Annotated in this window: 28 protein-coding genes and 1 pseudogene; 16 read left to right on the top strand and 13 right to left on the bottom strand. The window is 70.6% G+C overall.

Features of this window, described 5'->3' with window-relative positions:
- Positions 1–226 precede the first annotated feature (226 nt).
- Positions 227–3,604: pseudogene (locus O1Q96_RS27700) on the top strand (nSTAND1 domain-containing NTPase); the annotation flags it as partial.
- A 408-nt stretch (positions 3,605–4,012) separates the two neighbouring features.
- Complete coding sequence (locus O1Q96_RS27695; protein WP_269253747.1) at positions 4,013–5,089, top strand: protein kinase family protein; 1,077 nt, start codon at positions 4,013–4,015, stop codon at positions 5,087–5,089.
- Between the two features lie 141 nt (positions 5,090–5,230).
- Here O1Q96_RS27695 and O1Q96_RS27690 read toward each other — a convergent pair whose 3' ends face one another.
- Positions 5,231–5,359 (bottom strand): LPFR motif small protein, encoded by a 129-nt coding sequence (locus tag O1Q96_RS27690; RefSeq protein ID WP_269250732.1) that lies wholly within the window; start codon positions 5,357–5,359, stop codon positions 5,231–5,233.
- Between the two features lie 435 nt (positions 5,360–5,794).
- Here O1Q96_RS27690 and O1Q96_RS27685 point away from each other — a divergent pair, with 435 nt between their 5' ends.
- Positions 5,795–6,133, top strand: coding sequence for a MerR family transcriptional regulator (locus O1Q96_RS27685; RefSeq protein WP_269250731.1), 339 nt, complete (start codon positions 5,795–5,797; stop codon positions 6,131–6,133).
- Positions 6,134–6,187: 54 nt separating this feature from the next.
- On the opposite strand, the gene O1Q96_RS27680 is transcribed toward O1Q96_RS27685, so the two are convergent.
- Both O1Q96_RS27680 and O1Q96_RS27675 read right to left on the bottom strand, forming a co-directional pair.
- Positions 6,188–6,721, bottom strand: coding sequence for a TetR/AcrR family transcriptional regulator (locus O1Q96_RS27680; protein ID WP_269253746.1), 534 nt, complete (start codon positions 6,719–6,721; stop codon positions 6,188–6,190).
- 22 nt (positions 6,722–6,743) lie between these two features.
- Positions 6,744–7,580, bottom strand: coding sequence for an alpha/beta fold hydrolase (locus tag O1Q96_RS27675; protein WP_269250730.1), 837 nt, complete (start codon positions 7,578–7,580; stop codon positions 6,744–6,746).
- A gap of 255 nt (positions 7,581–7,835) precedes the next feature.
- Here O1Q96_RS27675 and O1Q96_RS27670 point away from each other — a divergent pair, with 255 nt between their 5' ends.
- The gene (locus O1Q96_RS27670) at positions 7,836–8,210 is read left to right on the top strand and encodes a hypothetical protein (RefSeq protein ID WP_269250729.1); all 375 of its coding nucleotides are present in this window, start codon (positions 7,836–7,838) and stop codon (positions 8,208–8,210) included.
- Positions 8,211–8,540: 330 nt separating this feature from the next.
- Here the strand turns inward: O1Q96_RS27670 and O1Q96_RS27665 are convergent, their stop codons facing one another.
- The 4 genes from O1Q96_RS27665 to O1Q96_RS27650 form a co-directional block, all read right to left on the bottom strand.
- Positions 8,541–9,140: a TetR/AcrR family transcriptional regulator gene (locus O1Q96_RS27665; RefSeq protein ID WP_269250728.1), complete on the bottom strand. Its 600-nt coding sequence runs from the start codon at positions 9,138–9,140 to the stop codon at positions 8,541–8,543.
- A gap of 147 nt (positions 9,141–9,287) precedes the next feature.
- Positions 9,288–9,722, bottom strand: a complete 435-nt coding sequence (locus O1Q96_RS27660) for a DUF2267 domain-containing protein (RefSeq protein WP_269250727.1) — start codon at positions 9,720–9,722, stop codon at positions 9,288–9,290.
- Positions 9,723–9,825: 103 nt separating this feature from the next.
- Positions 9,826–10,224 (bottom strand): DUF2267 domain-containing protein, encoded by a 399-nt coding sequence (locus tag O1Q96_RS27655; protein WP_269250726.1) that lies wholly within the window; start codon positions 10,222–10,224, stop codon positions 9,826–9,828.
- A gap of 92 nt (positions 10,225–10,316) precedes the next feature.
- Positions 10,317–10,751, bottom strand: a complete 435-nt coding sequence (locus tag O1Q96_RS27650; RefSeq protein WP_269250725.1) for an Hsp20/alpha crystallin family protein — start codon at positions 10,749–10,751, stop codon at positions 10,317–10,319.
- A gap of 133 nt (positions 10,752–10,884) precedes the next feature.
- Here O1Q96_RS27650 and O1Q96_RS27645 point away from each other — a divergent pair, with 133 nt between their 5' ends.
- A complete protein-coding gene (locus O1Q96_RS27645; protein ID WP_269250724.1) occupies positions 10,885–11,577 on the top strand; it encodes a type III effector protein in 693 nt (230 codons plus the stop codon).
- 140 nt (positions 11,578–11,717) lie between these two features.
- Here the strand turns inward: O1Q96_RS27645 and O1Q96_RS27640 are convergent, their stop codons facing one another.
- Positions 11,718–12,704, bottom strand: coding sequence for a TIGR01777 family oxidoreductase (locus tag O1Q96_RS27640; protein WP_269250723.1), 987 nt, complete (start codon positions 12,702–12,704; stop codon positions 11,718–11,720).
- 233 nt (positions 12,705–12,937) lie between these two features.
- On the opposite strand from O1Q96_RS27640, the gene O1Q96_RS27635 reads away from it, so the two are divergent.
- The 5 genes from O1Q96_RS27635 (at position 12,938) to O1Q96_RS27615 (ending at position 15,852) form a co-directional block, all read left to right on the top strand.
- Positions 12,938–13,588 (top strand): tetratricopeptide repeat protein, encoded by a 651-nt coding sequence (locus O1Q96_RS27635; protein ID WP_269250722.1) that lies wholly within the window; start codon positions 12,938–12,940, stop codon positions 13,586–13,588.
- A gap of 171 nt (positions 13,589–13,759) precedes the next feature.
- Positions 13,760–14,095 (top strand): cupin domain-containing protein, encoded by a 336-nt coding sequence (locus O1Q96_RS27630; RefSeq protein ID WP_269250721.1) that lies wholly within the window; start codon positions 13,760–13,762, stop codon positions 14,093–14,095.
- Positions 14,096–14,225: 130 nt separating this feature from the next.
- Entirely contained in the window at positions 14,226–14,399 is a 174-nt protein-coding gene (locus tag O1Q96_RS27625) for a hypothetical protein (RefSeq protein ID WP_269250720.1), read from the top strand.
- The gene (locus O1Q96_RS27620) at positions 14,396–15,694 is read left to right on the top strand and encodes an alpha/beta fold hydrolase (RefSeq protein WP_269250719.1); all 1,299 of its coding nucleotides are present in this window, start codon (positions 14,396–14,398) and stop codon (positions 15,692–15,694) included. Before O1Q96_RS27625 ends, O1Q96_RS27620 begins: the two co-directional genes overlap by 4 nt.
- Positions 15,586–15,852, top strand: coding sequence for a GatB/YqeY domain-containing protein (locus O1Q96_RS27615; protein ID WP_269253745.1), 267 nt, complete (start codon positions 15,586–15,588; stop codon positions 15,850–15,852). The genes O1Q96_RS27620 and O1Q96_RS27615 overlap by 109 nt, the downstream gene beginning before the upstream one ends.
- Before the next feature lie 116 nt (positions 15,853–15,968).
- Here the strand turns inward: O1Q96_RS27615 and O1Q96_RS27610 are convergent, their stop codons facing one another.
- The 3 genes from O1Q96_RS27610 to O1Q96_RS27600 all read right to left on the bottom strand — a co-directional run bounded on the left by O1Q96_RS27610 (position 15,969) and on the right by O1Q96_RS27600 (position 17,145).
- Positions 15,969–16,205, bottom strand: a complete 237-nt coding sequence (locus O1Q96_RS27610) for a hypothetical protein (RefSeq protein ID WP_269250718.1) — start codon at positions 16,203–16,205, stop codon at positions 15,969–15,971.
- 251 nt (positions 16,206–16,456) lie between these two features.
- Positions 16,457–16,819, bottom strand: coding sequence for an STAS domain-containing protein (locus O1Q96_RS27605; protein ID WP_269250717.1), 363 nt, complete (start codon positions 16,817–16,819; stop codon positions 16,457–16,459).
- A 179-nt stretch (positions 16,820–16,998) separates the two neighbouring features.
- Entirely contained in the window at positions 16,999–17,145 is a 147-nt protein-coding gene (locus tag O1Q96_RS27600) for a hypothetical protein (RefSeq protein WP_269253980.1), read from the bottom strand.
- On the opposite strand from O1Q96_RS27600, the gene O1Q96_RS27595 reads away from it, so the two are divergent.
- Positions 17,089–17,478: an ATP-binding protein gene (locus O1Q96_RS27595; RefSeq protein ID WP_269253744.1), complete on the top strand. Its 390-nt coding sequence runs from the start codon at positions 17,089–17,091 to the stop codon at positions 17,476–17,478. The two genes, O1Q96_RS27600 and O1Q96_RS27595, sit on opposite strands and share 57 nt — an antisense overlap.
- A 65-nt stretch (positions 17,479–17,543) precedes the next feature.
- On the opposite strand, the gene O1Q96_RS27590 is transcribed toward O1Q96_RS27595, so the two are convergent.
- Positions 17,544–18,458: a hypothetical protein gene (locus O1Q96_RS27590; RefSeq protein WP_269250716.1), complete on the bottom strand. Its 915-nt coding sequence runs from the start codon at positions 18,456–18,458 to the stop codon at positions 17,544–17,546.
- 220 nt (positions 18,459–18,678) lie between these two features.
- Here O1Q96_RS27590 and O1Q96_RS27585 point away from each other — a divergent pair, with 220 nt between their 5' ends.
- The 3 genes from O1Q96_RS27585 to O1Q96_RS27575 all read left to right on the top strand — a co-directional run bounded on the left by O1Q96_RS27585 (position 18,679) and on the right by O1Q96_RS27575 (position 22,929).
- Complete coding sequence (locus O1Q96_RS27585; RefSeq protein WP_419586960.1) at positions 18,679–20,367, top strand: ABC-F family ATP-binding cassette domain-containing protein; 1,689 nt, start codon at positions 18,679–18,681, stop codon at positions 20,365–20,367.
- A 241-nt stretch (positions 20,368–20,608) separates the two neighbouring features.
- On the top strand, positions 20,609–21,436 hold the full coding sequence (locus tag O1Q96_RS27580; protein ID WP_269250714.1) for a class I SAM-dependent methyltransferase: 828 nt from the start codon (positions 20,609–20,611) through the stop codon (positions 21,434–21,436).
- A 269-nt stretch (positions 21,437–21,705) separates the two neighbouring features.
- Entirely contained in the window at positions 21,706–22,929 is a 1,224-nt protein-coding gene (locus O1Q96_RS27575) for a PP2C family protein-serine/threonine phosphatase (protein ID WP_269250713.1), read from the top strand.
- 173 nt (positions 22,930–23,102) lie between these two features.
- Here O1Q96_RS27575 and O1Q96_RS27570 read toward each other — a convergent pair whose 3' ends face one another.
- Entirely contained in the window at positions 23,103–23,690 is a 588-nt protein-coding gene (locus O1Q96_RS27570) for a TetR/AcrR family transcriptional regulator (protein ID WP_269250712.1), read from the bottom strand.
- Positions 23,691–23,801: 111 nt separating this feature from the next.
- Here O1Q96_RS27570 and O1Q96_RS27565 point away from each other — a divergent pair, with 111 nt between their 5' ends.
- Positions 23,802–24,830 carry an NADP-dependent oxidoreductase gene (locus O1Q96_RS27565; RefSeq protein ID WP_269250711.1) on the top strand — a complete coding sequence of 343 codons (1,029 nt, stop codon included), beginning with the start codon at positions 23,802–23,804 and terminating at the stop codon, positions 24,828–24,830.
- Positions 24,831–24,983: 153 nt separating this feature from the next.
- A complete protein-coding gene (locus O1Q96_RS27560; protein WP_269250710.1) occupies positions 24,984–25,997 on the top strand; it encodes an ArsR/SmtB family transcription factor in 1,014 nt (337 codons plus the stop codon).
- Positions 25,998–26,008: the final 11 nt, after the last annotated feature.

Below are 26,008 nucleotides of genomic sequence, written 5' to 3'. Positions count from 1 at the left end.
GTTTACGCGGATCGGCGCGGAAACGTACGTTGACCGCCCTGAACAGCGTTCTCCTCCGCGTCGCGACCACGGATGCGGCACGCAAGCGGCAAGGCTGCGCACGGAAGCGGGTGGGACTGTGGGCCGTCCGGAAAGACCTGTCGACCCGGAGGCCGGCCCTGTCCAGCGCCTCGCCCATGACCTGCGGGAGCTGCGCAAGGCTGCCGGCTGTCCGGCGTACCGGACGATGGCAGAGGTGGCGGGGTTCTCCGCGACGACCCTGTCCGAGGCTGCGCGCGGCGAACGCCTGCCGTCGCTCGCCGTCATCCAGGGCTACGCGGGCGCGTGCGGTGCGGACCCGGCGGAGTGGGAGCGGCGGTGGACGGAGGCCGAAGCCGAAACCGGCGGATCGGCGCGGTCCGGGACGGACGACGCGGCACCGCCGTACCGGGGCCTCGCGCGGTTCGAGCAGGGCGACCGTGAGCTGTTCTTCGGCCGGGACCGGCTGGTCGAGGAGCTGCGGGAGCTGGTGTGCGAGCACCGTTTCGCGGTGGTGTTCGGCCCGTCGGGCAGCGGCAAGTCGTCGTTGCTGCGCGCCGGGCTGATACCCCGCGTCCAGGAGGAGGCCGCCCGCCGCGGGTTGCCGGTGGCGCTGCACGTACTCACTCCGGGAACGCGGCCCGCGTCGACGTACGGTCATCTCCTGACTCCTGCCGGGGAGCAGGTGGAGAGCTGGGTGGTGGTGGACCAGTTCGAGGAGGTCTTCACCCTGTGCAGGGACCGAGGGGAGCGGGACCGCTTCATCGATCTGCTGCTGGCCGCCCGCGCCCCGGACAGCCGGTTGCGGGTGCTGATCGCGGTACGCGCGGACTTCTATGCCCGGTGCGCCGAACACCGGGCTCTGGCGGACGCCTTGCGCGGTGTCGGACTGCTGGTCGGGCCGATGAGCGCGGACGAACTGCGGGAGGCGGTCGTCCGCCCGGCGCAGAAGGCGGGCCTGCTGGTCGAACGGGAACTCGCCGCCCGGCTCGTCGACGAGGTCCTCGACGAGCCCGGAGCACTGCCGATGCTCTCGCACGCCCTGCTGGAGACCTGGCGGCGGCGCCGAGGCAGGCTGCTGACCGTGGCCGCGTACCAGGCGGCCGGCGGTGTGCGCGGTGCGATCGCGGCGAGCGCCGAGGAGGTGTACGGGCAGCTGTCCGCGGCCCGGGCGCGCACCGCACGGCAGGTGCTGTTGCGGCTCGTCGAGCCGGGGCAGGGCACGGCCGACACCCGACGCCCGCTACCACGGGCGGAACTGGACCAGTGGGCGTACACAGAGGCGTCGGCGGTGGTGGAACGACTGGCTGCCGCCCGGCTGCTGACGGTCGACGAGGACACCGTCCAACTCGCCCACGAGGCGCTGATCACCTGCTGGCCCAGGCTGCACGGCTGGATCGAGGCTGACCGCGAGCGACTGCGAGACCAGCGGCGCCTGGCCGAGGCCGCCCGCGCCTGGCTGGAGCACGACCGCGACCCGGGCGCGCTCTACCGGGGGACCCGGCTGGCCCGTGCGGAGGAGATGTTCAAGGGGGACGGCCGCCACGACGACCTGACCACCACGGAACAGGAGTTCCTGCGGGTCGCGCTCGATGCCCGGGAGACGGAACGCCGTACCGCGGCCCGTACCGTCCGCAGGTCACGGCTCCTCGCCACCGCGCTCTCCGGGGTCCTCGCGGTCGCACTGGTCGTCGGCCTGGCCGCCTGGCGCGAGCACGAGGACAACGAACGTCAGCGCACCGACACCGCGGCACGCCGGGTCGCCGCGGTCGCCGACGCCCTGCGTACCACCGAACCGCGTACCGCCCAGCTGCTCGGAGTGGCCGCCTGGCGTGTCTCCCCGCTGCCCGAGGCCCGCCGGGCCCTGCTCGGCTCCCTCGCCCAGCCCGAACTGGACATCTTCACCGATCCCGTGCCCGGCGAGAGCCCCGCACGCTTCCTCGTCGACTCGGGCCGCACGCTGCTCAGCGCCGACGGTGGCAGGTGGCGGACCTGGGACGTGACCGAGCACCGTCGCACCGCCTCGGGGAGACTGCCGGAGGGTGACGTGATCGCGGCCGGCCCGGACGGGCGGGTACTCGCCATCGCGGCGAGGGACGGTATCCGGCTGTGGGACAGGTCCACCGGACAGTGGACCGGCGCACCGAGCCCACTTCCGGCAGGCTCCGACATCGGGTTCGGTCCGGGCGGCCGCAGCTACCTGGCGCGCGGCGAGGACGACGACCAGGTGCGGCTGCGCTCCGTCCCGGACGGCAGAGTGCTCTTCGAGACCAGGGCACCGGGCCGGACGCCCGTGGCCCAGAGCGCCGACGGCCGGCTGGTGGCGGCCTGCTCCTCCGGGCACCCGCTCCGGGTCTGGCACACCGGGCACGGAAACGCGGTGCGCGGTGCGTGGTCGCGGGCCCACGGCGGCTGCCACGACGACCGGTCCGGCCCCGTGTTCGGCGGTACGAGGCTCGCCGCCGTCTCGGAGAGCGGAGTCCGCGTCTGGGACACGGGCACGGGCGACGAGGTCGCCGTACTGGAGGATCCGGACGCCCGGCACGTCGCCTTCAGTGAGGACTCGGACTTCCTCGCAACCGCCGACCGTCACGAGATCAGGGTCTGGCGGCTGTCGTCCCCCGCCGCCCCGGTGTTCCGGCACCCCCTGAACAACCAGCATCTCTACGGCAGCCTCGCCTGGGACCCCGGCCGTCCGGTCCTGCGCTATCTCGAAGGCGGTACGGTCCACTCCCTCGACCTCGCCGGTGCGGTCACCCCGGCATGGCGCGACCGTCCCGCGGACGGCGTGCTGCTCAGCCCCGACGGCCGCACCCTCGCCGTCGCCCAGCGTTTCGGCACCACCTACCGCTTCCAGTTGCGCGACACCTACTACGAACTCCCGAGGCTTCCGCTGCCGGTCCCGCCCCTGCCCGCCTCCCGCGACCAGGCGCGGCCGGTCGCCGCGGGGGACACCCTCCCGGTGATGGCGTTCAGCCCCGACGGCGACTCGTTCGCCTACGGTGTCTCGGCACGCGACGGACAGGCGGGGCCCCAGCAGGTCACCGTCTGGGACGTGGCGCGCAACCAGGCGCGGACCACGCTGGACCTGGCCGACGTCCCGTCCGCGTCCCCCGTGGTGGCCCTCGCCCTGGGACCGTCCGGCCGCACCTTGTACGCCACCCGCACACCGGAGCCCGGCGAGCTGAGCAACGAGGTGTGGGACACGGCGAGTCGGCGCCGGACGGAGACACTCACGGGCCTGGCCGGCGGCCACCTGGCCGTCCGTCCCGACGGTCGCCTCCTCGTCGGCGACAACCGCACCGCCCGCCTGTCCTCCGGGCGGTCCACAGGCACCTCGGTCGGCCGTGACCTCGTCCAGGGCGACCAGGTCGGCGCCCTGGCCTTCAGTCCCGACGGCTCACGCCTGGCGGTCGGCGACCGGACCGGACGCGTGGCCCTGTGGGACGGAGCCCTGCGTCATCGGGCCGGGGTGCTGCGCAACGTCTTCCCGGCCCCCATCGGCGACACCCCGGAGACCGTCAGCGCCCTCGCTCTCAGCCCCGACGGCCGCACCCTCGCCGTCGGCGGCGACGCGGGCACGCTGCAGCTCTGGGACACCGCCACCCAGCAGCCGCTGGGAGGCCCCCTGACATCGCCCGGTGAAACGATCGGCACCCTCGCCTTCAGCCCCGACAGCGGCACTCTCTACGCGGGCAGCGCCCACGTCCCGCTCCAGCGGTACGTCATCGACCCCGCCCGGCTCGTCACCCAGGTCTGCGCCCGCGCCGGCGCGGACCTCACACGCACCCAGTGGCACACCTACATCACCGAGGTGCCGTACCGCCGACTCTGCGACCCGCGAGAGACGGACCGACCGTCTGCCGCATCCTTGGTGTTTGGAAAGATCGCCGTCTTTGCAGTGCGAGGTCTCGGTGGCTCCTGCCCTGGTGTTCCTGCAACGGGTCGCACGGGAGGCGGGTGCCCGGCTGGAGGACAGGTGCAGAGTTCTGACATGTCCCGCGGCGCCCGTCTGGCGGCCCACGGTGCCGTTTCCACATCGCTGGCGCTGTGCGGTGATCGCCGGTTGCAGGAGCTCGTGGACGCCGCCACGCCGATCGGTTCCGGCATCGGCGGGACGTCCCTCCTGATGGAGGTCGACGGAACGCCGGTCTTCGTCAAGCAGCTACGTCTGACGGATCTGGAGCGACGACGGGGGAACATCCACTCCACGGCGAATCTGTTCGAACTACCGCACTTCTGCCAGTACGGCATCGGCACTGTCGGCGGACCGGGTACCGGAGCGTGGCGGGAGCTGGCCGTGCACACCATGACGACGAACTGGGTGATCGCGGGCGACCACGAGGGGTTTCCCCTGATGTACCACTGGCGGGTTTTACCGGACTCCGGCCGACCGCTCCCCGAGGAACTGGCCGATGTGGAACGAGCCGTCGCCTACTGGGGAGGCGGAACGGAGGTACGTCGCCGGATCGAGGCTCTCGAACAGTCCTCGGCGAGCCTCATGCTGTTCCTGGAGTACATCCCGCAGAACCTGCACCAATGGCTGGGTGTTCAGGTCGGGGCCGGTGACGAAGCCGCCGAGCGGGCCTGCGCCATGGTGGACAGCGAACTGCGAGCCGGCATCTCGTTCATGAACGCGCGCGGGCTGCTGCATTTCGACGCCCACTTCGAGAACATCCTCACCGACGGCCGACGGCTCTTCTTCGCCGACTACGGTCTCGCGATCTCCTCGCGCTTCGAACTCACGCGGACCGAGGCCGACTTCTTCGAGGAGCACCGCACCTACGACCAGTGCTACACAGCCACGCATCTGGTGAACTGGCTGGCCGTCGCTCTGTACGGGTACGAACCGGAAGAACGCAGGGCGTTCGTGCGCGCCTGCGCCCAAGGGGCGTACCCGGAGGACATTCCGGCGTCGGTCGCGGCTGCTCTGGTCCGGTACGCGCCGATCGCCGCGGTGATGGGCGACTTCTATCGCCGATTCCAGCAGGAGAGCCGGGCAGTTCCCTACCCGCTCGAGGAGATCCGCCGGATCAGCCGGTTGGACGGCCCCACCGACGCGGCAACGTAGGCCGAAGGCACCCGATCGGGGAGAGTGGTCCACCCGTCATTCGCTGCGGGCGCTCTGCGGCTGGGACACACGTAAGCCCGGCTGGCGGGGGCCAGCCGGGCTCAGGTCTTGGGTACTGCCGCCGCGCCACGCGACGAGCGGTCAGTGGCGGCCGTGGGCGGAGCTCGAGGCACCGCCGAACAGACGGGCCACGGCCCGGAACGGCAGGGTCACGACGGTGGCGATAGCTCCGCCGATGGAACGAAGAACATCCGCGATTGCCTTCAACATGGTGGACCTCCGTTCTCCTCCGGCAGGGTGCGCCGGATCTGGTGTGCCGCTACACGGCTGATCACTCGGCGGGTGCCCGGTGATCGCTCAGGGAAACCGGCCTCCTTGGGGGACCGGTGGTCGCCGTACCCCGTCGGCTGGGCTGTGACGGCTCGTGCACCGACTCTCCCGTAGCTGTCCGAGGGTGAATAACCCACTGTCGGACGCGCAAAATCTATGTTGGCCACAGTAGACATTGGATGGGGGTGCGGCTACGGTTTCTCTCGTAACCCATGGAGACAGCAAGGTCTGGCAAGCCCGACAGTGTCTCGGTCGGGTATGCGGAGACAGTAGGCCGGTGCAGTACCAGGGCCGGCAGATGGTGTAGCAGTTCCTTCGGGGCCCTGGTGCCGTTCGGCACCAGGGCCCCTCCACGCGCTCTACAGAGAGGTGCACGTGACAGCAGACGACGCGTTCGGCCGTCTCGACGACGACGACTACCCCGCCTACACGATGGGCAGGGCAGCCGAAATGCTCGGCACCACCCAGGGTTTTCTCCGCGCCATCGGAGAAGCCCGCCTCATCACCCCGCTCCGCTCAGAGGGCGGACATCGCCGTTACTCCCGCTACCAGCTCCGCATCGCCGCTCGAGCCCGGGAACTCGTCGACCAGGGCACGCCCATCGAGGCGGCCTGCCGCATCGTCATCCTCGAGGACCAGCTCGAAGAGGCTCAGCGCATCAACGCCGAAAACCGCCGCACTGCGGAGTCGGCGAACCCGACCGCGGCGGCCTGAACACCAGCTGTGAGGCCGTGACCGTCCCGCACGCAGGCCCCCTCCAGCGCACTCTCAGAGAGCGCGCAGGCCCCGGTCGGTGAAGGCGATCAGCCATTCGTAGCTCTCGTCGATGTCGGCGCTCCACTGGAAACCGTTGGCCGCCTGCAGGGTGGCGAAGCCGTGGTAGAGGCTGCGGAGCATGCGTAGGGCGTGATCCGTGTCGGATTCCTTGATCCCGTAGCCGCGCAGGACGGCCATGAACGCTTCGAGGAGCCGCTGACCTGCGGCGGCCAGGGGGTCGTCGGGGCCGCGAGGCTCCATGCCGATCGTCGTGGCGTACCGGCCGGGGTGCTTGAGTACGAAGGCACGGAAGGCCCGCGCCGCGGCCGCCAGGGCGTCGCGGCCGGCGTATCCCTGGATCGCGCCGCCGACGGCGTCGGCGGCCTCGCTCATGGCCAGGGCCGCGATGCGCCTGCTGAGGTCCTCCTGTCCGCCCACATGCTTGTAGAGGGACGGGGTGCGCACGCCCACCCGCTCGGCCAGCAATCCCATCGTCCAGTTGGTGGGGCCCACCTCGTCGGCCAGGGCGGCACCGGCCGCGACCACGGCTGCCGGGTCCAGGCCGGCCCTAGGCACGGGCGGCGTCCGATCGGAGGAAGCCGAGCGTGAGTGAGACCACCTGGTCGGGGAACTGGTCGTGCGGGTAGTGCCCGGCGCCCTCGATCATCTCCAGGTGACCGAGGCCGGTCGGCAGGGCGTCGACGATCGCCGAACCCTCGGCGTGGGGGTCGGCCCAGTCGGGGTCGAGGGTGCCCATCACGACCAGGACCGGGCAGCGGACGCCCCCGAGTCGAGCGCCTGCGTCGGTCGGAGCGCTGCGGCCCATGCTCTGGAGCGCCTTCATCCGGCCCGGCTCGCGCAGCTGGGAGTCGATACGGCCCAGCCGCTGGGCCCAGTCGGCAGGCTTCGTGCCGGGGTAGGCCACATCGAGGTACGAGCGCCAGAGCGGCACGCTGGCGAACGCGGTCGTGCCGAGCAGCCGCAGCATGCCCTGTCTGAAGCGCTTCACCCGCAGGTCGCCGAGGCGGACCGACTGCTTGCGGGTGAACGGTGCCAACTCGACGACTGCGGTGACGAGTGCGGGCTCCTGCGAGGCCGCGATGGTGGCGGCGCCGCCGGAGACCGAGTGACCGACGAGTACGGCCGGACCACCCAGGTGACGAATCACGGCGAGCAGGTCGCCGGCGATGGCGGTGCGGCTCCAGGCGGGCCAGTCGACGCTGGACTCACCGCAGCCGCGCAGATCGACGGCGGCGACCCGGTACCCGGCCGCCACCAGCGGAGGGATCACGGCACGGTAGGCGGCGCGGCTGTCACCCATGCCGTGCGCGAGAACGATCAGTGGGCCGGTCCCGGCCACTTCGTAAGCGATCGTGCCGCCGTCGACGGCAAGGTACTCGGTCATGACATCCCCCAAGCTCGGCTAATCCGCTTAGCTAAAAGCTAACGCCGTTAACCAACTATGTCAACGTCGGGGTCGGCGCTTCTCGCGCACGGCTTGGGTGTCGGCCACGGTGGCGAGTGGCGGCGGAAGCGCTGTGGAGGGGGAGAGGTCCAGGTGGAGAACGGACATGGCTCGAACGGAACGCGTGCCCGTGGCGTCCACCACTGTATGAAGGCATCGCGTCAATCAGCTGTACTGCTTCTGAGCGCTGGACTGTTGCTCACCGGTTGCTCGTCCGCGTCCGACAACCAGGGCGAGGAGGCTCGGACCGGCCCCACCCTGCCCGCCCGCACCGTCGTGAAGGACAAGTGGCAGGAAGGGCCGGCCAAGCCCAGACAGCACAAGCCGTATCCGTACGACATCTACACGCACTGCGGAATCAAGTCGGTGATGTTCGGCGGTCGTTGGTGGGTTCTTGACTCCGTCTTCCCCGGCGTCGAGCAGGTCAAGGGGGAGCCACCTGCTCCGCACAGTCAGAGGATTGCCGGTTACATGACTCTGATCGGCCCGGACGCGGCCAACTTCGACGCCGCCGGAATGCCCACGATGCAATTCGTACCGTCCAAGGACGAACCGCCGGGATGTGCCTGAGCGGCGGGGCGAGCCTTGCCGAATTGTCCACGGTGAGATGGTTGGCGCTTCGGGCGCGCGCCGCCTCGGGGGAGTCTGCGGGTCGCAGCCTGGCGGCGCCCGCTGTCAGCCGGTAGCCGGGCGCGCGCGGGACCGGGCGGCCCATGCGATCGCCGCCGGCATGGCGGCGCAGGCCGCCGATGCTGCTGCCGTCACCCGGACCAGTGCCTGTTGCCCGGCAAGGCGACTGCGAGAAGGCGGAGGAGGAGGAACGTGACCGTCGCGAGGGCGGCGAGGGCTGTCACTGGCATGCAAAGGATCACGACGGCCGTTCCTCCCGGGGTCGGCTGCTCACCGCACCCGGTCCTGGTGGGGAGGGCCAGCTGTCAGCCGTTCGACGGCGGCTGTCACGAGCCCTTCCCTCTGGGCGTCCGAGAGTACGTCCGGGAGGGTGAGCTGCTCGACGATCAGCCAGTTGAGTGTCAGGTACAGCAACTGGACGGCGGTGGCGTCGCCAGGCAGGCCGGATGCCTCGTGGTAGGCCACGTTGGCCGCGAGGTCGGCCCGCACCTGCTCGGTCAGCACCGCGCGGAGCTGCGGCCGCCGGGTGGCTTCGAGGCGGAGTTCGAGAAGTGCGAGGTAGCCGGTGCGGAAGTCGCTGATCCGGCCCACGAGTTCGCGCATCAGGACCGCGTAGGTCTCTCGGTCCCGAGCGCTCGTCCGCTGCCGGGTGATGGTCGCCTCGTCGGGCTGGAGCCGCTCGTAGACGCGGGCGCCCGCCTGGGTGAGCAGGTCGTCGCGGTTGCTGAAGTAGTTGGAGGCTGTGCCGGCCGGCACAGCGGCCTCGGTGTCCACGGCCCGGAACGTCAGGCCACGCGCGCCCTCCCTGGCCAGAACCTCGATGGCGCCGTCCACGAGGGCGGCCCTTCTTTCGTCGTTCCGGCGCACCATCGAGCCCACTCCAAAGGTATTAACAGGTTCACAGCACTCCGGACAGAGTACTGCGGGCGGAGTGGACTCGACGAGCCGTGCGGGCGGGCTTGTCCCGAGCCGGGTGAGAGGGCCGGGGGCGTCGCCCGCGTGCACGTCTTCCGTGCGTCATGCCGCCCGGGTGAGTTCCGCACGGCCGAACAACAGGGCGTACCCGGAGGGGAGTTGGGTGAGGATGCGGCTGAGGAGCTCCTCGCCGGCGAGTTGGGCCACGATGCGAAGGACGGTACCGGTGTCCCAGCGTGTGGTGGCTGTCGAGCCGCCTGTGCGGGACGCCAGATCCCTGACGAAGCCCCAGCCGGTGAGGGGTTCGGTCGCGGGGATCTCGGACGTGAAGGCCAGGGCGGCCTCGTGCGGCAGTGCGGCCGCGAGCTCCACGCGTTCGTCGCCGGTGAGCTGGCGCCCGAGAGCGCCCAGTACGGCGTGTACGGACGCTTCGGCCTGTGCGCGAGTGGGGTACGCGCCTTCGTACCGCACTCTTTCCAGCATCTGCTCGAACGTCATGCTCGTGGTGGTCCGGCACAGTTCCTGCTGGGGCATCATCGGTGACGCGTAGCCTTTCTGGTCTGGGGTGATCTCGATGCGGTGGCCGGTTCCGCCGGCCGGCCACCGCTGTTGCTCGGTCAGGAGAGAGGGGTCGTCGCGGTTACTGGATGCGTTGGGGACGGCCGAACAGCAGGTCGTAGCCCGCTGGGAGTTGGAGCAGAAGCCGACGGGTGAGCTCTTCGCCCGCGGCGTCCGAGGCCACGCTGAGCACGGCGCCCACGTCCCAGGCCGCGGTCTGTTCGGTGGCTCCCTCGATCCATGCCGCGGCGGCCCGCACGAACCGCTCGGGGGAGAGCGGCTCGTGCGCCTGGAGCGGATTGAGCAGGATCAGTGCCAGTTCGTCCGGCAGTCGGGCCGCCAGCTCGGCCCGTACCCCTCCGACCAGGTGGGCACCCAGGAGTGCCAGCACCGTCCGGGCTGCCCGCTCGGCCTCTTCGGTGGTCTCGTATGCGCCGTGTTCCTTGATCTGGCCCAGGAACGTCGTCCATCGCATGGCCATCACTGCTCCCTCGCGTGTGTGGCGGCGAGCGAAGACAGGGGGTGGCCGCATCAGCGGCCGCCCTCCCGTCTCTGTCGTGGCAGGCAGGGGACTCAGCCGCTGATCTCCGTGCGGGTGGAGCTGCCGCCGATGGTGACCTTGCGGGGCTTGGCGCGCTCGGCGATCGGGATGCGCAGGGTCAGTACACCCGCGTCGTAGTCCGCCTTGATGCGCTCGGTGTCCAGGGCGTCGGCCAGTACGACCTGGCGGGAGAAGACGCCCAGAGGCCGCTCGGAGAGCTCCACCTGTACGTCCTCCGCCTTGGTGACGGGGCGCCGCTCGGCCTTGACGGTCAGCATGTTCCGCTCGACGTCGATGTCGATCGCGTCCCTGGAGACACCGGGCAGGTCGAGGGCGATCACGTACTCCTCACCCTCGCGGTAGGCGTCCATCGGCATGGCCGACGGCCGGGACCAGGTGCCGGCGGTGTTCAGGAGCTGCTGAGTGAGTCGATCCAGCTCACGGAAGGGGTCGGTGCGCATCAACATGGGGAAACACCTCCAGTGTTCAGGTCAGGCACATGCTGCCAATGCGGTTCACCTGCCAATCGTTGTAGCATGTCATCGAAGTGATGACAAGTTGCGTGTCGTCCATGCGATGACATCACGCGCTGGAGGTTTCATGGCCATGGCGGATCAGCCCGACCCCCGCGCCCGGGGTCTAGCCCCCACCCCCTTTCTCGCCACCGCGGCGCTGCACACGATGCACGATGCTCTGCGCTCCGCTCAGACACCGCGGGAGCGGGAGGGGGAGCCCCCGGAGCCTTTCCAGACCAGCTCGGAGCAGGCGCTCACCGCGCTCCTGCTGCTCCGCGAAGTGCGCGACCAGCTCGCCGAGTGGGAACCGGGTCTGATCGAAGGGGCGCGGGAGGCAGGCGCCAGCTGGGCGGACCTGGCCCACCCTCTCGGCGTCTCCAGTCGCCAGGCCGCCGAACGGCGTTACCTGCGTGTACGCCCGGGGAGCCCGGGCTCCACGGGTGAGCAGCGGGTTCGGGCCACGCGCGACCGACGCGCCGCCGACCGCACCGTCACCGCCTGGGCGCGCGCCAATGCCGCGGACCTGCGCCAGCTCGCCGGCCAGATCACCGCGCTCACCGATCTCCCCGCTGCCGCCCGCAGCCCTCTCGGCGAGCTCACTGCCGCCCTCGCCGAGAACGACGCTGCGGCTCTGGTCGGCCCCCTCGCGCTGACGCACGCCTACCTGGCATCCGGCCACCCCGATCTCGCGGCGCGCGTCGATGACGTCGCCCGCCACACCGACGGGCTCCGTCGACACAGCGGTGACCCGAGTCAAGAGCCCCGGAAGTCACCGTGACCTTCAGAGCGGCTGGAGGGGGAGGACTGCGTCGATCTGCGGGCCGCTCGACTTCCACCGTCGGAGCGTTGCTCCCGCGGTGGGCGTTCGGCGGAACGGGCCCGCACGGCTCGGGGCGCCGACACGCGCCCGGCGAACATCTACGCGGCGTGGCTGCTCGATTCACGGGCCCGACCCGACCCCGCACGAACCGACCTGGCCTGCTCTACGAGGGACGTGGCGGCCCCCTCCCACTCGGGGTGCGCGAAGGTGAAGCCGGCCGCACGCAGTCGCCCCGGCACCACCCGGCGGCTCTTGAGGAGCAGCTCCGTGTCCGAGCGCAGTGCGAAGGCTCCCAGCTCGGCCATCCAGCGCGTTGCCGGTAGTCCCACCGGGACGCCCCAGGCGGAGCGCAGCGCCCGCATGAAGTCGCGCTGCGGCAGAGGACCCGGCGAGGCGAGGTTCACCGGTCCCTCGAGGTCGTCCCGGGCGATCAGGAACTCCACCGCTCGCACGAAGTCCTCGTCCTGGATCCAGGAGACGTACTGCGCGCCACCGGCCACCGGACCGCCCAAGCCGAGGCGCGTCAGCCGCGACAGCACGTCGAACACGCCGCCCCGATCCGGGCTCATGACCATCGCCGAGCGCAGCGCCACCTTGCGGGTCGTGGGGGTCGGCGCCTCGGCCTGCGCCCGCTCCCAGTTCTGTGCGATCTCGACGCTGTACGCCCAGTAGTCCGGCACCCCGGCCTCCGAGCCGCCGATCACACCGGTCTCCTCGTCGTGTGCCGCGTCGAACCGGTGGGCGTAGACCGTCGCCGTACTCATCTGCAGCCAGACACGCGGTGGCCGCGCGGCGGCGGCGATCGCCTCGCCGACCACCCGTGCCGAGTCCACCCGGGAATCCATCATGGCCCGCAGGTTCTCGGGGGTGTACCGGCAGGAAACACTGCGCCCGGCCAGGTTGATCACGGCATCGCAGCCGTCGATCGCCGCGGCCCAACGGCCGAGCGTGGCCCCGTCCCAGCCGACGTCATGCGCCCGCACGGGATGTCGGGTCACCACCGTGACCTCGTGGCCGGCCGCTGTCAGCGCACGGTCGAGAATCGTGCCCACCTGTCCGGTTCCCCCGGGCAGCACTACCTTCATCGAACCCCCTCGGCGTCGTTCGACATCACCCTAGCCTCTCTTTTTGAACGCGTTCAACAGCTGAGGCCGGGGTGATTGCGAGCCGCACGAGGTACCCCGGACAGGGAAGTACACGTGGAGCCGTGGGGCTTGCTCCTGCGCCACGTCCGCCGCGTTCGCGGAGACCGGACGAGCGCAGAGCGTGTGTTCGCCGGAGTTCGAACTCCCTGCGATGCCCTCGGTACGATCACGGGATGACTGCCGACGAGCGGATCAGGCGAGCCGAACTCCTCTACGAGCGTGCCGTGTTCGGCGGTGAGAGCAGTGCGTTGGTGTCCGCCGACCGGTGTCTGGACGAGGTCGAGGCGGACCTTGCGCTGACCCGCGGCCGGGTGATCCACGCCCGCTTCCTGGAGGAGCGGGCCGAGGACGCGCGGGAGTTGGAGCTCTTCGAGCGTGCGGCGGAGCTGTACCGGCGGCTCGGTGACGCGCGCGGCGAGGGCGAGGCGGTGTTCTGGGTCGGCACCTTCCACCAAGTGGTCCGTGAGGATGCCGGGAGCGCCGTGCCCGCCTTCGAACGTGCCCTCGCCCTGGCCGCCCGGGCCGACGACCGGCTGACCACGTCCTACGCGCTGCGGCACCTCGGCTTCGCCGCCCACATGGCCGGCCGCCTGGACGAGGCCCGGGCGCATTTCGAGGAGTCCACTCGCCTCCGCCGGGAGCTGGGATTCCTGCCGGGAGTGGCGGCGAACCTGGTCGGGCTGGCGTATCTGGCTGCCCAGCAGGGGCGGCCGGACGATGCGGTGGCGCTGCTCGACGAAGCCACGGAGCTGGCCGAGAGCACCGACTCCCACGGCGTGCTGCGGTGGGTGACGGGCGCGCGCGAGGAACTCAGCCTGCGGTGAGGCACAAAAACTGCGACCGGGTACGCCACAAAAGCTTCGTACGACGCGCTCGGCCCCACTGACGCTCTCCGGCATGAGGAGTACGACGAGCTGGAGCGTGAAGTCACGAACCTCCTGGTGAGACAGTGGAGCCGACGAGAGATGGAAGATCGTGCATACGGGAGTGGTGTCGTGATAGATCGTTGCGTCAACCTGCATGAGGTCGAGCTCGACCCGATGCCCCTGGAGGAGGACGACATCCTCGTGGGACGACCCGCAGCGGCTGTGAAGGCCTTGGGCGACTTCAGCGGTACGCAACTCGGCCTGTGGTCGTTGTCGGCCGGCACGGTGCGCGACGTCGAGGCCGACGAGGTCTTCGTCGTACTCGAGGGTGATGCCACCGTGCGGTTCGAGACCGGTGAGAGTATCGAACTCACGCCTGGCACCCTCGTACGCCTGCACACGGGGGAGCGAACCGAGTGGGAGATCCGCTCTCCCCTGCGCAAGCTCTACGTGGCAGCCGGCTGAGGGCGCAGAGGGGTGATCGTCCGCTGTTTGTCCGAACGTGCCGCCTCGGACGTCGTGCCGTCCGTTCGCATCCGTCGCACGTTTCTTGCGTGAGCGATGACTTCGGGCGGCGGATCGGGTCTGCCCTGACATGACTCGAACCATCACCGACATCTCGGCTTCTCTCGACGGCTTCGCCACCGGGCCCGACCCCTGTCCGGACCACGGTCCGGACACCCGCGCCAAGGACCTCGACGTCATCCTGACGGGCGGCGGCGCCCCGATCGGATCGGCTGGTCCGCGACGACTTCCGGTGATCCGATGACCACTGTCGACGTCAACGGGGTCTCCTTGGGCATCGAGTCGTTCGGCGACGACGACGCGCCACTCGTCCTGCTCGCGGGCGGGACGACGATGCTCTCCTGGCCCGACGCCCTCTGCGAGCGCCTCGCCGCCGGCGGACTTCGTGTGGTGCGCTACGACCTGCGCGACAGCGGCGAGTCGACGACGGCGGATCCGGAGGCGCCCACGTACACCCTGCGCGGCCTCGCCGCCGACGCGGCGGCCCTTGCCGGCGCGCTCGGCGGGGGACCCGCGCACCTCGCGGGGATCGGCGTCAGCGGGATGGTCGCCCAGGTGGCCGTGCTCGACCATCCAGGCGCGTTCTCGGCGCTCACCCTGGTCGGCACCCGCGCGGTTGCCCCTGGCCCGCCCGACGATGACCTTCCCGGCCATGACCAGGCGACGATGAGCCGGCTGTTCGCGCGTGCGATGCCCGATTGGACCGACCGCGAGGCGGTCGCGGAGTTCGCCGCTGGTGCCGCGGAGATCCTCGGCGACGATCCCGTCGCCGCGCGCGCGAGCGCAGCGCGCATCTGGGACCGCACGCCCGGCACCGCATCCCCGGTCCAGATGGCCAACCAGATGGGCATGGTGTTCTCCAGAATCGACTGCAAGCCCCGCTGGCGCGAGCGCCTGCCCGAGATCGAGGTCCCCACGCTCGTCGTCCACGGCCGTCGCGACCGGTTCTTCCCTGTCGGCAACGGCGAGGCGATCGCGCGCGAGATTCCCGGGCACGACTGCTCGTCCTCAAGGAGGCCGCCACTGCGATCCCCGACGCGGCGGTCGGCGAGGTCACCGAGGCGATGCTCACGCTCGGCCGGAGGAAGGAGGGTCGCGCGGATCCGGCCTCCTCGTAGCGGCGGCCGTCGGCGGCTCGATCGGAGCAGCTTCGACAGCACGACCCGGTCGGCTGGATCACGGTCCATGGCTGGAGCACCCGGCCATCGGGAAGGGCGCGGAACTGCGGTCCCGTTCTGCGAGCCTGTCGAAGCGTGGTGCCTCGGCCGACGGTCCTTTGAGCCTGCACGTATATCGCGTTGTGAGTCCAGGGGCGCCGCCATAAGGTCGTCGGCATGTCTGTACGTCTTCGTATGCGTCAAGCACTGCCGGAAGCGATGCGCGCCCGTGACAAGGCCGCAGTCAGTGCCCTGCGCACTACGCTCGCTGCGCTGGACAACGCCGAGGCGGTGCCTGTGGACGAGTCGGAACTTCGCGGCACGGCTCTTGAGCAGTCCCCGGTCGGGGCCGGCGCCACCGAGGCGGCGCGGCGTGAACTGAGCGAGCGCCGCGTGATGGATGTCGTGCGGTCCGAGGCCACCGAACGACTGGATGCTGCAGCGCAGTTGACCGCGCCCGCGCATGCGGAGCGAGCCGCGCGGCTCCGGGCGGAGGCCGCCGTGCTGCTGCACTTCCTCGAGGGTTCCGGCGCCGCATAGGACAGGGCGTCCCGCCCCGCGGTCGGGTGACGGGCCGCACGGGCCGCAACTCAGCGAGGCCGCCGTGGTTCCTCCACCACGACCGTGGCGCTGTGGTGGAGGGTTACGGGCACGGTTCAGCGGCTTTCGAACAAGGCGATGGTGTCCGTGTCGGCGAAACGCGGTGCTTCCGCTTCCGCGACCATCAGGGCGGCGATACCCGCGCGCGGTGCCATGGGAGGCATCATCCGAGGCTTGAACTCCTCGGCACGGATGAGGCTGCCGTCGCCCTGGTAGGGCTTGTTGGTCAACGGCCCGGCGTGGACGCTGGTCCCGCTGCCACCAACGCGACAGCCCTGCAGTTCGTGCGCCATCACGACCTCGTCGCGGCGGTCCCCGAACTCGTCAGCCGCCCCTCCTGGACGACCTCGGCCTCCGTACCCCGCCTCTGCCGCTGACGACGCCGGCCATCCCGATCCACCTCGCGTGGCACCGGCGCTACGACAACGACCCCGTGCAGGACTGGCTGCGCGGGCAGGCCCGCACGGCTCTTCAGCACGCATGCACGCCCAACGACGCCTCCGCCGGGTGACACCTGACGTGCCACGAGAGGGTGTGAAGGGGGTCAGACGGTCAGGGCCTGCTCGACGGTGGGATGGCTGGGGATGACCTTGTCCAGGCCGACAAGCTGAAGGACCCGCAGCACCGCTTCCTGGGCGCCGGCGAAACGCAGCCATCCCCCTGCCTCGCTCACCTTCTGGTGAACGATGACGAAGACGTTGATGCCGCTGGAGTCCATGAATGTCACGCCGCTGAGGTCCACCACTGTCCGCGGCGACGCGCTCTCGGCGGACAGCAGGGCCTCGCTCAACTCGTCCTTGACGGTGTGGTCGATCTCGCCGCGCAGGGTGACCACCCGGATGTCGCCGACAGCGGTGTCGCCGATCGACAGCTGGCCGGACTGGGCTGCTTCGTGGGTATCTGTCACCGTTTCCTCGACTGCGCTCACTGATGGGGCTCGGACTCCGACACGTCATGCGCTGCAAGCCTGCCCAGATGGAACAGGGAACAACCGTTCGGTACTTTAGCCGAGTTCAAGGCACATGTGAGAGATGGTGCGGGGTACACGCAGGTGTGAACGGGGGAACAGAGGTGGACCCGGTGGAATCAGCTCCCGAGAGCGATGGTGAGGGCGACGCGGTGCATGGTGCCCGTCCGATACAGGAAGCCGTCGCCCTGGACGGTGATGGCCCTGTCATTGCCCAGGCGCGCCATCGTGCGGCGGACTTCCTCGCCCGGGTCCGGTCCGAGCACGGCCTGTCGGTGTCAGCGCGTGCGATGGACCTGACCCAGCTGGTGGTCAGCGAGCTGGTCACCAACGCGCGCAAGTACGCTCCCGGGCCGGTGCTGATGCGGCTTCGCATCTGCGGGGCCCTGGTGGAAGTCGTCGTCTGGGACAGTGATCCGGTCCTGCCGGTGGCCCGGGCCACCGATGCGGGCAGAGTCGGCCAGCACGGTCTGGAGATCGTCATGGCTGTCGCCCAGGGTTTCGAGGTCCAGCGGGAAACGGTCGGCAAGCGCATCACCGCGCGCATCGCTCTCCTGGACGATCCCGACGGGGACCTCGGCGGACGCCGCCCCCAGTAGCGGCCGACCGCCTCCAGCCCCGTGTCCCCGGCCGACGGGTTCCGGCATGGACCTGAGGGCCCTGCCTACGTGACGGGCCCGGCCAGCCGTTTCACTTCCTGCGCGGCTTCCCGTGCGGTCCGCTCAGCGCGTTCCGCGGCCAGAGCGGCCTCCCGGTTCCGTTTTTCGGCCGCCTTCTGCTCCTGCGCGGCCAGGTGGAGCTGTTCGCGCGCCAGGCGAAGCCGCTGCTCGGCCGTGGAGACTTGCCGACGGGCCCGATCATGCCGGTCATGTGCCTGCTCGAGTACGGCCTCGGCGTCCGTTTGCTCGGCACGCCGGCCGTGGAGGTGCCGGTCGGCGATGTCGGCCGACGTACGTGCCTGAGCGAGCTGTTCCCGTCTCAGGCGACGCCTCTCGGCGAGTTCGTCCCTGGTCCGAGTCCGCGGCGCCGCTCGGGGTGGTGCCGCCGGTGGTGCGGCCGGGGCGCCGGTGGGGGAGGGGAAGTCCGACGGCTGGGCGAGAGCGGCCTCCAGGCGGCCGGTGGCCCACCGATCGGCCGCGTCCTCGTCGGCGAGTACGGCGCGCAGCGTGGCTTCGACACCCTGTTGGGCGGTGTCGGACAGTGCGTGCCCGCCCTCGACGGCGAGCCGGCCGGCCTGCCGGGCCAGCGCCGAGACGACATGGCGGCGCTGCTCGGACAGCTCCTTGATCCCACTGGCGTCCAGGGTCTGATAGGCCTCGCGCAGCGCGACTCCCAGTTCCAGGAACCGTTGGCACTCCTCCGGGCGGGAGCGGAGCAGCAGGTTCGCTGCCCAGGCGGCGAGCGTGGGTCGGCGGGCGGCATGGATGCGACGGGCGTCCTCCACCTGCCCGGCCGCCTTGGTGAGGGCCGCCAGTTCCTCGCGACGGGAGACGAAACCGGGCGGCGGCGTGGTGTAGAGCTCGTCCAGAAGCTTCTCCACGTCGTGGCCTTCGCCCGCCCGCCCGTCCTTGCTCCGCATGATCATCAGATTCCATCAACCCGGTCCTCCCCGCACGCGGAGGGCAGTGCGAAGGCAAGCCCGGACACGGGGCGTAGGTGTGCCGCCGGCGGCTTCCGCACTTCACCCGCCGAAAATCGTTGACGAGACGATTCGTCTCGTCTAGTTTCATGTTCATCGGCCCGCAGCCGGTCTCCCTCTGCTCGCCGCACAATCCTGTTCACCCAGCCAAGGAGTGCTCTTGCACTGTGCTTCCGTCGACACCACCCTCACCGCTTCCCCTCCCACCACGTCTCAGATCGCTCTTGCGGAGGTGACCAAGCGCTACGGCGACCGCCTGGTGCTGGACCGCGTGTCCTTCACGATCCGGCCGGGCGAAAGGGTCGGCATCGTCGGCGACAACGGCTCTGGGAAGTCCACGCTCCTGCGACTGCTGGCAGGACAGGAGCCCGTCGACAACGGCGGCCTCACCGTCATCGCACCGGGAGGTACCGGCCACCTTCGCCAGACCCTCGACCTGCCCGGTTCGGCGCGCGTGGGCGACGCCGTGGATCACGTACTGGGCGAGCTACGGGCCCTGGAGCACGGTATTCGTGTCGCTGAGACCACCCTGGGCACGGCCGGTCCCGCCGAGTTGGCGGGCTACGCCGCGCTGGTGGCCGAGTTCGACGCGCGCGGCGGGCACGGAGCGGACCGCCGGGTCGAGGTGGGCCTGCGCCGACTCGGCGAGCGCGCGCCACTGGACCGGGAGCGTGCGCTCGGTACCCTCTCCGGAGGCCAGCGCTCCCGGCTCGCGCTCGCCGCGGCCCTGGCCCTCGCCCCGGAACTGCTGCTGCTCGACGAGCCGACGAACGATCTGGACGACGAGGCCGTGGCCTGGCTCGAAGGACGCCTGCGCCGTCATCGGGGCACGGTCGTCGTGGCCACGCACGACCGGGCGTTCCTGGAGCGCGTCACCGGCACCGTCCTGGAGGTGGATCACGACCGGCGCACGATACGGCGCTACGGCAACGGCTACGACGGCTTCCTCGCCGCCAAGGCGGCGGCCCGGGCCCGGTGGGTGTGGAACCACGAGCAATGGCGCAACGAGGTCACCCGACAGGAACACCTCGCCGCCGCCGGTATCGGACTGCTGGCCGAGATCCCCCGCAAAGGTCCGTGGGCGTTCAGCGGCGCCGGAGCCTTCCGGGCCCGCTCGCGGTCGCACGGCGCACAAAGCCGCATCCGGAACGCACGCGAACGGCTGCAACGGCTCAGGGAGCACCCCGTGCCGCCGCCTCCGCAGCCACTGCGGTTCACAGGCCGCGTCGAGGGCACACCGAACGCCGAGGAGGCGTCAACGGCAGTTCACCTGGAAGACGCCCTGGTCGAAGGGCGGTTGTACGTTCCGTCACTGGAACTCGCCGCTGGGGACCGACTCCTTGTCACCGGCCCCAACGGCGCCGGCAAAAGCACCCTTCTCCACCTGCTGGCGGGGGAACTGACACCTGACGCCGGTGCCGTGCGCCAACCACACCGGGTCGGATTCCTACGGCAGCAAAGCGCGCCCGATGACGCCTTCGACGCCCGGACGCTGCTCGCGGCATTCGCGGCCGGCCGGGCGGGGCAGCCCGACGAGCACGCGGACACCCTTCTCGCGCTCGGCCTGTTCCACACCGCCGACCTCACTGTTCCCGTACGCAACCTGTCCGTCGGGCAGCGCCGCAAGCTCGAACTGGCCCGGCTCGTGACGGCCGGCCCACTCGATCTGCTCCTGCTCGACGAGCCGACCAACCACCTGGCTCCCGCCCTGGTGGAAGAGATCGAGGCAGCACTGGCCCACTACACCGGCACGCTCGTCGTGGTGACGCACGACCGGCTGCTGCGCGAGCGCTTCCGCGGGCGCCGCCTGGTACTTCCCCTGGACACCGAGATGACGCAGCAGAAATGAGGACCCGGAGATCCCCGACCGTCCGCCCGATCGGGTCAGGTGCGGCGCGCCTCGGCTGTGCGGGCGGTCGTCGGTGGAGGATCGGCGGGGCGGCGGCCCTGGCACGGGCTGCCGGGAACCGCCCCACCGTGTGAAGAGGTACGGCCTTGATTCAGCTTGACGACCCGCTGCTCCTGTCCCTCGTCGACCGGGTGCTGGAACCGGTCCGGGACGACACCCTCGGCGTTGCGCCGAGCGCGACGTGAGCGCCGCTCCGCGCGGGGACGCGCCGGGCGGCGGCCGCTACGGCGAGACCGTCTTCCGTCCGGAACAGACAGGCGAGGGTGAGCGCATCGACTTCGGAGCCCTCGCCTACGACGACATCACCATGAAGCGGCTGCGGGCACTCGGGGCGGGCCCGGGGTGGCACTGTCTCGACGTGGGTGCCGGTACCGGCACGGTCTCCCGCAGGCTGCTGGACGAGGCAGGGGTGGCGAGCGTGCTCGCGGTGGACCGTGACGTCCGCTTCCTCGTGGAGCGGGCTGTACCCGGGCTCGACGTACTGGAGGCCGACATCACCGACCCGGAGGTCGTGCCCGGCCGGTTCCGGCTCGTGCACGCGCGCTTCGTACTGATGCACCTCCCTGAACACGCCCGACTGATCGGGCAACTCGCCGAACTCGTCGAGCCCGGCGGCGTGCTGGTCCTCAGCGACGCGGTCGACCTGACGAACGACCGGAAGCCCGGCACGCCGTACAGCGTGGCGATGCGGGCGATGTGGCAGGGGCTGGGGGCCACCATCGGCACCGATGTCTCCTGGGTGCCGTCGTACCCGCATCTGCTGCGTGCGGCGGGACTCGCGTCCGTCGCTGCCGAGATCCATGTGCCCCCCTTGTCGCCGGGCAGTCCCATCAGCCGCTTCTGGGCGGACACGTGGGAGCGGAGCAGGGCAGCGATGCTCGCCACCGGCATGGTCGACGACACGGCCGTCGACGCCGCGGTCCGGTATCTGGACTCCGACGAGTGCGCTGCTCTGTCGGCAGGCATGCTCACCGTCTGGGGGCGGAAACCCGAGGAGAACCCTCGATGACCCGCCCGGCCGTCGGCCATACCGCTCGAGCGCGCAAACGCTCAGGGGCCGACTGAATCGCACGCCACGACGGGGTGCGCCGACGGCGCCGCGAGCAGGCCCCGGTCGTCCTCGTCGAGGAGGAGGACCTTCCCCGGTTCCGGGCGTCCAGACACCTCGATGAACGTCCCGTACGCCTCGGTCCACTCTCCTGACCTGCCAAAATGAGCTCGACAGGTGATGTTGCGGGGACTTGGGGAAGTAGGTGCGGCAACCGTAAGGAGGTTGTCGTGGAGAGTGGAGACCTGGAGCTGGGGGAGTTGCTGACCGCCGCGGAGGCGGCTCCGCCCGGGGAGTCCGTCGATGTGGTGGCACACGACCTGCAGAAGCGGTTCGGTGCCGAGCAAGTGTCGTTCCTGTTCCTCGACCTCATCGGCCAGCGGATGGTACGGCTTGCGGCGACCGGTGGTGACGCCGCCGACCACGCCGAACCGGTCGACCTCCGGAACAGCGTCTACGACAGCGTTCTGCGGAGTCAGCGCCAGCGTGTGGAGGCGGACGGCGAGGGCGGGCTGCGCGTGATCACGCCGGTCAGCAACCGCGGGGACTGCATCGGCGTACTGGAGGTGACCTTGCAGGCCGCGGACGAGACCGTGCTGCGGCAGGTCCGTGACGCGGCCCACGCGCTGGCCTACATCATCGTCACGGACCGCCGCTTCACCGACCTGTACCACCTCGGCCGGCGCACCACCGAGACGAGCCTGGCCGCGGAGATCCAGCACCAGCTGCTGCCCTCGGCCCCCTGCTGCGAGGCGCCCCAGTTCACCCTCGCCGCCGGGCTGGTACCGGCCGACGACATCGGGGGCGACACCTACGACTACACCCTCGACCGCGACACCCTGCACCTGTCCATCACCGACGCCATGGGCCACGACACGAACTCCGCACTGCTGGCCACCCTGCTGGTCGGCGCCCTGCGGCGCTCCCGCCGCAGCGGCTGTGACGCCCTCAGACAGGCCCGCCACGCCCACCAGGCACTGCTGGACCACAACCGCGGCCTGGCCACCGGACAGCTGCTGTGCGTCGACCTCGACACCGGCCTGTGCGAACTCGTCAACGCCGGCCACCCCCGGCCCCTACGACTGCGCAACGGCACCGTCGAAGAGATCAGCCTCACCGCGAACCTGCCCTTCGGCGTGGCGGCGCCCACCACCTACCGCCTGCAGGAGCTGCAACTGCGCCCCGACGACCGCCTGATCCTGCTCACCGACGGCATGCAGGAACGCGCCGCCGCCGACGTCGACCTCGCCTCCATCATTCACGAGACCGGCGCGCTGCATCCCCGCGAAGCCGTCCGGGGCCTGACCGCCGCGGTGCTCGACGCCTGCCGCGGCACCCTCAGCGACGACGCCACGGTCCTGATACTGGACTGGCACGGCAACCGCCGTCCCTCTCCCGAAACCAGACCCACCGACCGAAGCAGTCCCGGAGGATCGCCCGGGAGCGGTCGGTGACGGTGAACCTGCGCTCGGTCGGCGGCCGTCGGGAGTTCCGGCTCGCATTGCGAGAGCTGCCCGGGGGCTCTCCGGAGAACGGCCCCCGGGCAGGGTGGCCGGTCGTGCCCGGAGTTCACCGCTGGGGGAGTCAGGCAACCGAGGTCATCGGTTCACGTATGCGATGCCCTCAGTCAGGGGACCGAGGGTCGCGTTCCCGCGGGATCGGTGCTTGCCGGGTTCGTCAGGATCGCGCTCGCGACGACGTTGAAGAGATGGTCTGCGCGGGGGGCCAGCGAGGGTTGGTCGCCGAGCCACGCCAGCGCCGCGATCAGCGCGAACAGATCTGTGCCGTCGATGTCGCTCCGCGCCGCGCCCACGGCCTGGGCACGGGCGAGGAGTCGCGCACCGGCTGCGCGCAGGGTGACGCACGAAGCATGGAGCGCGGACTCGGTGTCATCGATGGCGGCCGCCATCAGCACGGTCACGCCCCGGTACTCGGTTGTCCACGCGACACAGTCGCGCAGCCACGAAACTAGGGCGTCCTCGGGCGAGTACGACGTCTCGAGTTCGCCCGCCCGCGCCGTGAGTTCACCGAAGCTCGTGTGGAGCAGGGCCTCGAGCAGCGCCTCACGCGTGGGGAAATGGCGCAGCAGCGTCGCGAGCCCGACCTCGGCCCTGCGCGCGATGTCGCGCAGTGATACGTCGACGCCCTCTTCGGTGATGGCGGTGCCCGCGACGGCGAGCACGTGGTCGCGGTTCTTCCTGGCGTCGGCCCGCATCTGCCCCTCTTGACTGTCCGGATCAGTGGTCCATATATTCGGATCAGTGAACCACTTATGTGGAGCGCTGATCCGAATAAGGCTATCCCGCGATGCGGGCAGGAGAGAACGATGCCGACACACACGATGAGAGCGATCCGGCTCCATGAGCACGGCGGCCCCGAGGTTCTGCGATACGACGAGGTGCCGATCCCCGAACCGGGGCCGGGTGAGGTGCTCGTTCGCGTGCACGCGGTGGGTGTCAATCCTCCGGACCGGTACCTGCGCGGTGGGCTGACGAGGATGCCGGGGGAGACGGAGTCGACGGTCGGCCTTCCGGTGATTCCCGGGACGGATGTGTCGGGTGTCGTCGAGGCCGTCGCTGCGGACGTGGACCGTCTCGACGTCGGTGACGAAGTGTTCGGTCTTCTGCGTTTTCCCAGCTTCGACGGCAGCGCATACGCCGAGTACGTGGCCGCGCCCGCGTCGGACCTCGCACGCAAGCCGGCCGGCATCGACCACGCGCACGCAGCTGGAGCGCCCATGGCCGGACTGACGGCCTGGCAGTTCCTCTACGAGGTCGGGCACGATCACCCTTCGCCCTTCCAGGAGGCGCGGCATCGCCCGACGGCACTCGACGCCGACACGACGGTGCTGGTCAACGGCGCCGCCGGCGGCGTGGGGCACCTCGCGCTGCAGCTGGCGAAACGGAAGGGCGCACGTGTCATCGCGGTGGCATCAGGCGCACATGAACCGTTCTTGCGCGAGCTCGGCGCCGACCGGTTCATCGACTACACCAGGAGTCGTCCCGAAGAGCTCGTGCGTGACGTCGACCTCGTTCTCGACACTGTCGGCGGCCCGGACAGCCGGCGCTTCCTGCGCACGCTCAAGCGCGGCGGTGCCCAGTTCCCCGTGCTCCCCGGGGAATTCGACGCGGAAGAGACCGCGAAGCTCGGCGTCACGGTGTCGAGTGCTCAGGTCCGCTCGAACGGCGCGCAGCTGGCCGAACTGGGGCGCCTGCTCGACGCGGGCACGGTTCGCGTCGCGATAGACAGTACGTTTCCGCTCGCGGACGCCCGGGCAGCGCACGAACGCGCCGCCCGAGGGCATGTCCAAGGCAAGATCGTGCTCACGGTCCCCCAGGAGCGAGCCGTTTCATAGCCGCAGCCGGCGCTCGGCAGTGCACCAGATCCCATCACCGGACTCATCTCCCTTTGGGCGCACAGTGACCGAATGGCGCCTTGTTCACACCTGGGCGCTCCAGCCACTGTGGCGGGGCACGAAGACCGATGACCGACCACCATCGGAGATCTCATGCTGCGGGTGCACTTCACCAGTGACGATCTTGCCCGGGTGCGTGTTGCGACGGGGCCCGACCCCTTGTGGGAGCTCACCAACAGCTTCCAGAGTCTGGCTGCCGGAGCCCGCGGTGTCCCCGGGCTCGCCGCATGGCGGCGCCAGGTGCGCGTGGGGCTGCCTCCGGCCTGCGCGCCGCTGGCCGTGCTGCTGCCTCCGCGCGGCTACTCACCCGACTTCCTCACCCCCGATCTCCGCGGGGTCTCCGAGTTCGAGAGCGCGCTCGACACCGTACTCGGCACCTCCCGCGACCGCCTGAGAACGGACCTGTCCACACTTGCCGCCGAACGGCAGAGGCCACTCCCCGCCGGGGCCCGCGCGTTGGCCGAGGGGAAGACCGGGGCGCTGCGCGGACTCGGTGCCGCCCTGCGTGCGTACCACCGGCACGCCCTCGTGCCGGTGTGGGCGCACCTGCGGGCTCATGTGGAGGCGGACCTCGCGCTGCGGGCCCGGGCCATGATGGAGGGCGGCGCGGAGGGGCTGTTGTCGGGCTTCAAACCCGTACTCCGTTGGCAGTCACCCGTATTGGAAGCCGACTACCCGGTCGAGCGGGAGATCCGTCTCGGCGGTCGCGGGCTACAGCTGCAACCGACCTTCTTCTGCTTCCGCACCCCCGTCACACTTGCCGACAGCGATCTGACGCCGACACTCGCCTACCCCCTGCAGCACGCGCTCGGAGAGCCTGCTCCCGCAGGTTCCCCCGAGTCGCTCGGCGCCCTCATCGGGCGGACACGCGCCGCCATGCTGGAAGCCGTCGTGACCGGCCGCACCACGAGCGAGCTGGCCGGACGGTGCGGCATCTCAAGGCCCGCCGCCAGCCAGCACACCGCCGTCCTGCGCGAGGCCGGTCTGCTGTTGAGCGTGCGTCGCGGCAAGCTCGTGCTGCACACCATCACTCCCGCCGGGCTGGCCCTCCTGAAGAGCGTGCCGGGGCAACGCCGCACCGACCAGCCTGATCGTCGCGACGCTTAAGCCACAACTTC

The organism is Streptomyces aurantiacus (assembly GCF_027107535.1).
In the GTDB taxonomy this organism is placed as follows: Bacteria; Actinomycetota; Actinomycetes; order Streptomycetales; family Streptomycetaceae; genus Streptomyces.
This window is presented reverse-complemented; position numbering and strand designations above follow the sequence as displayed.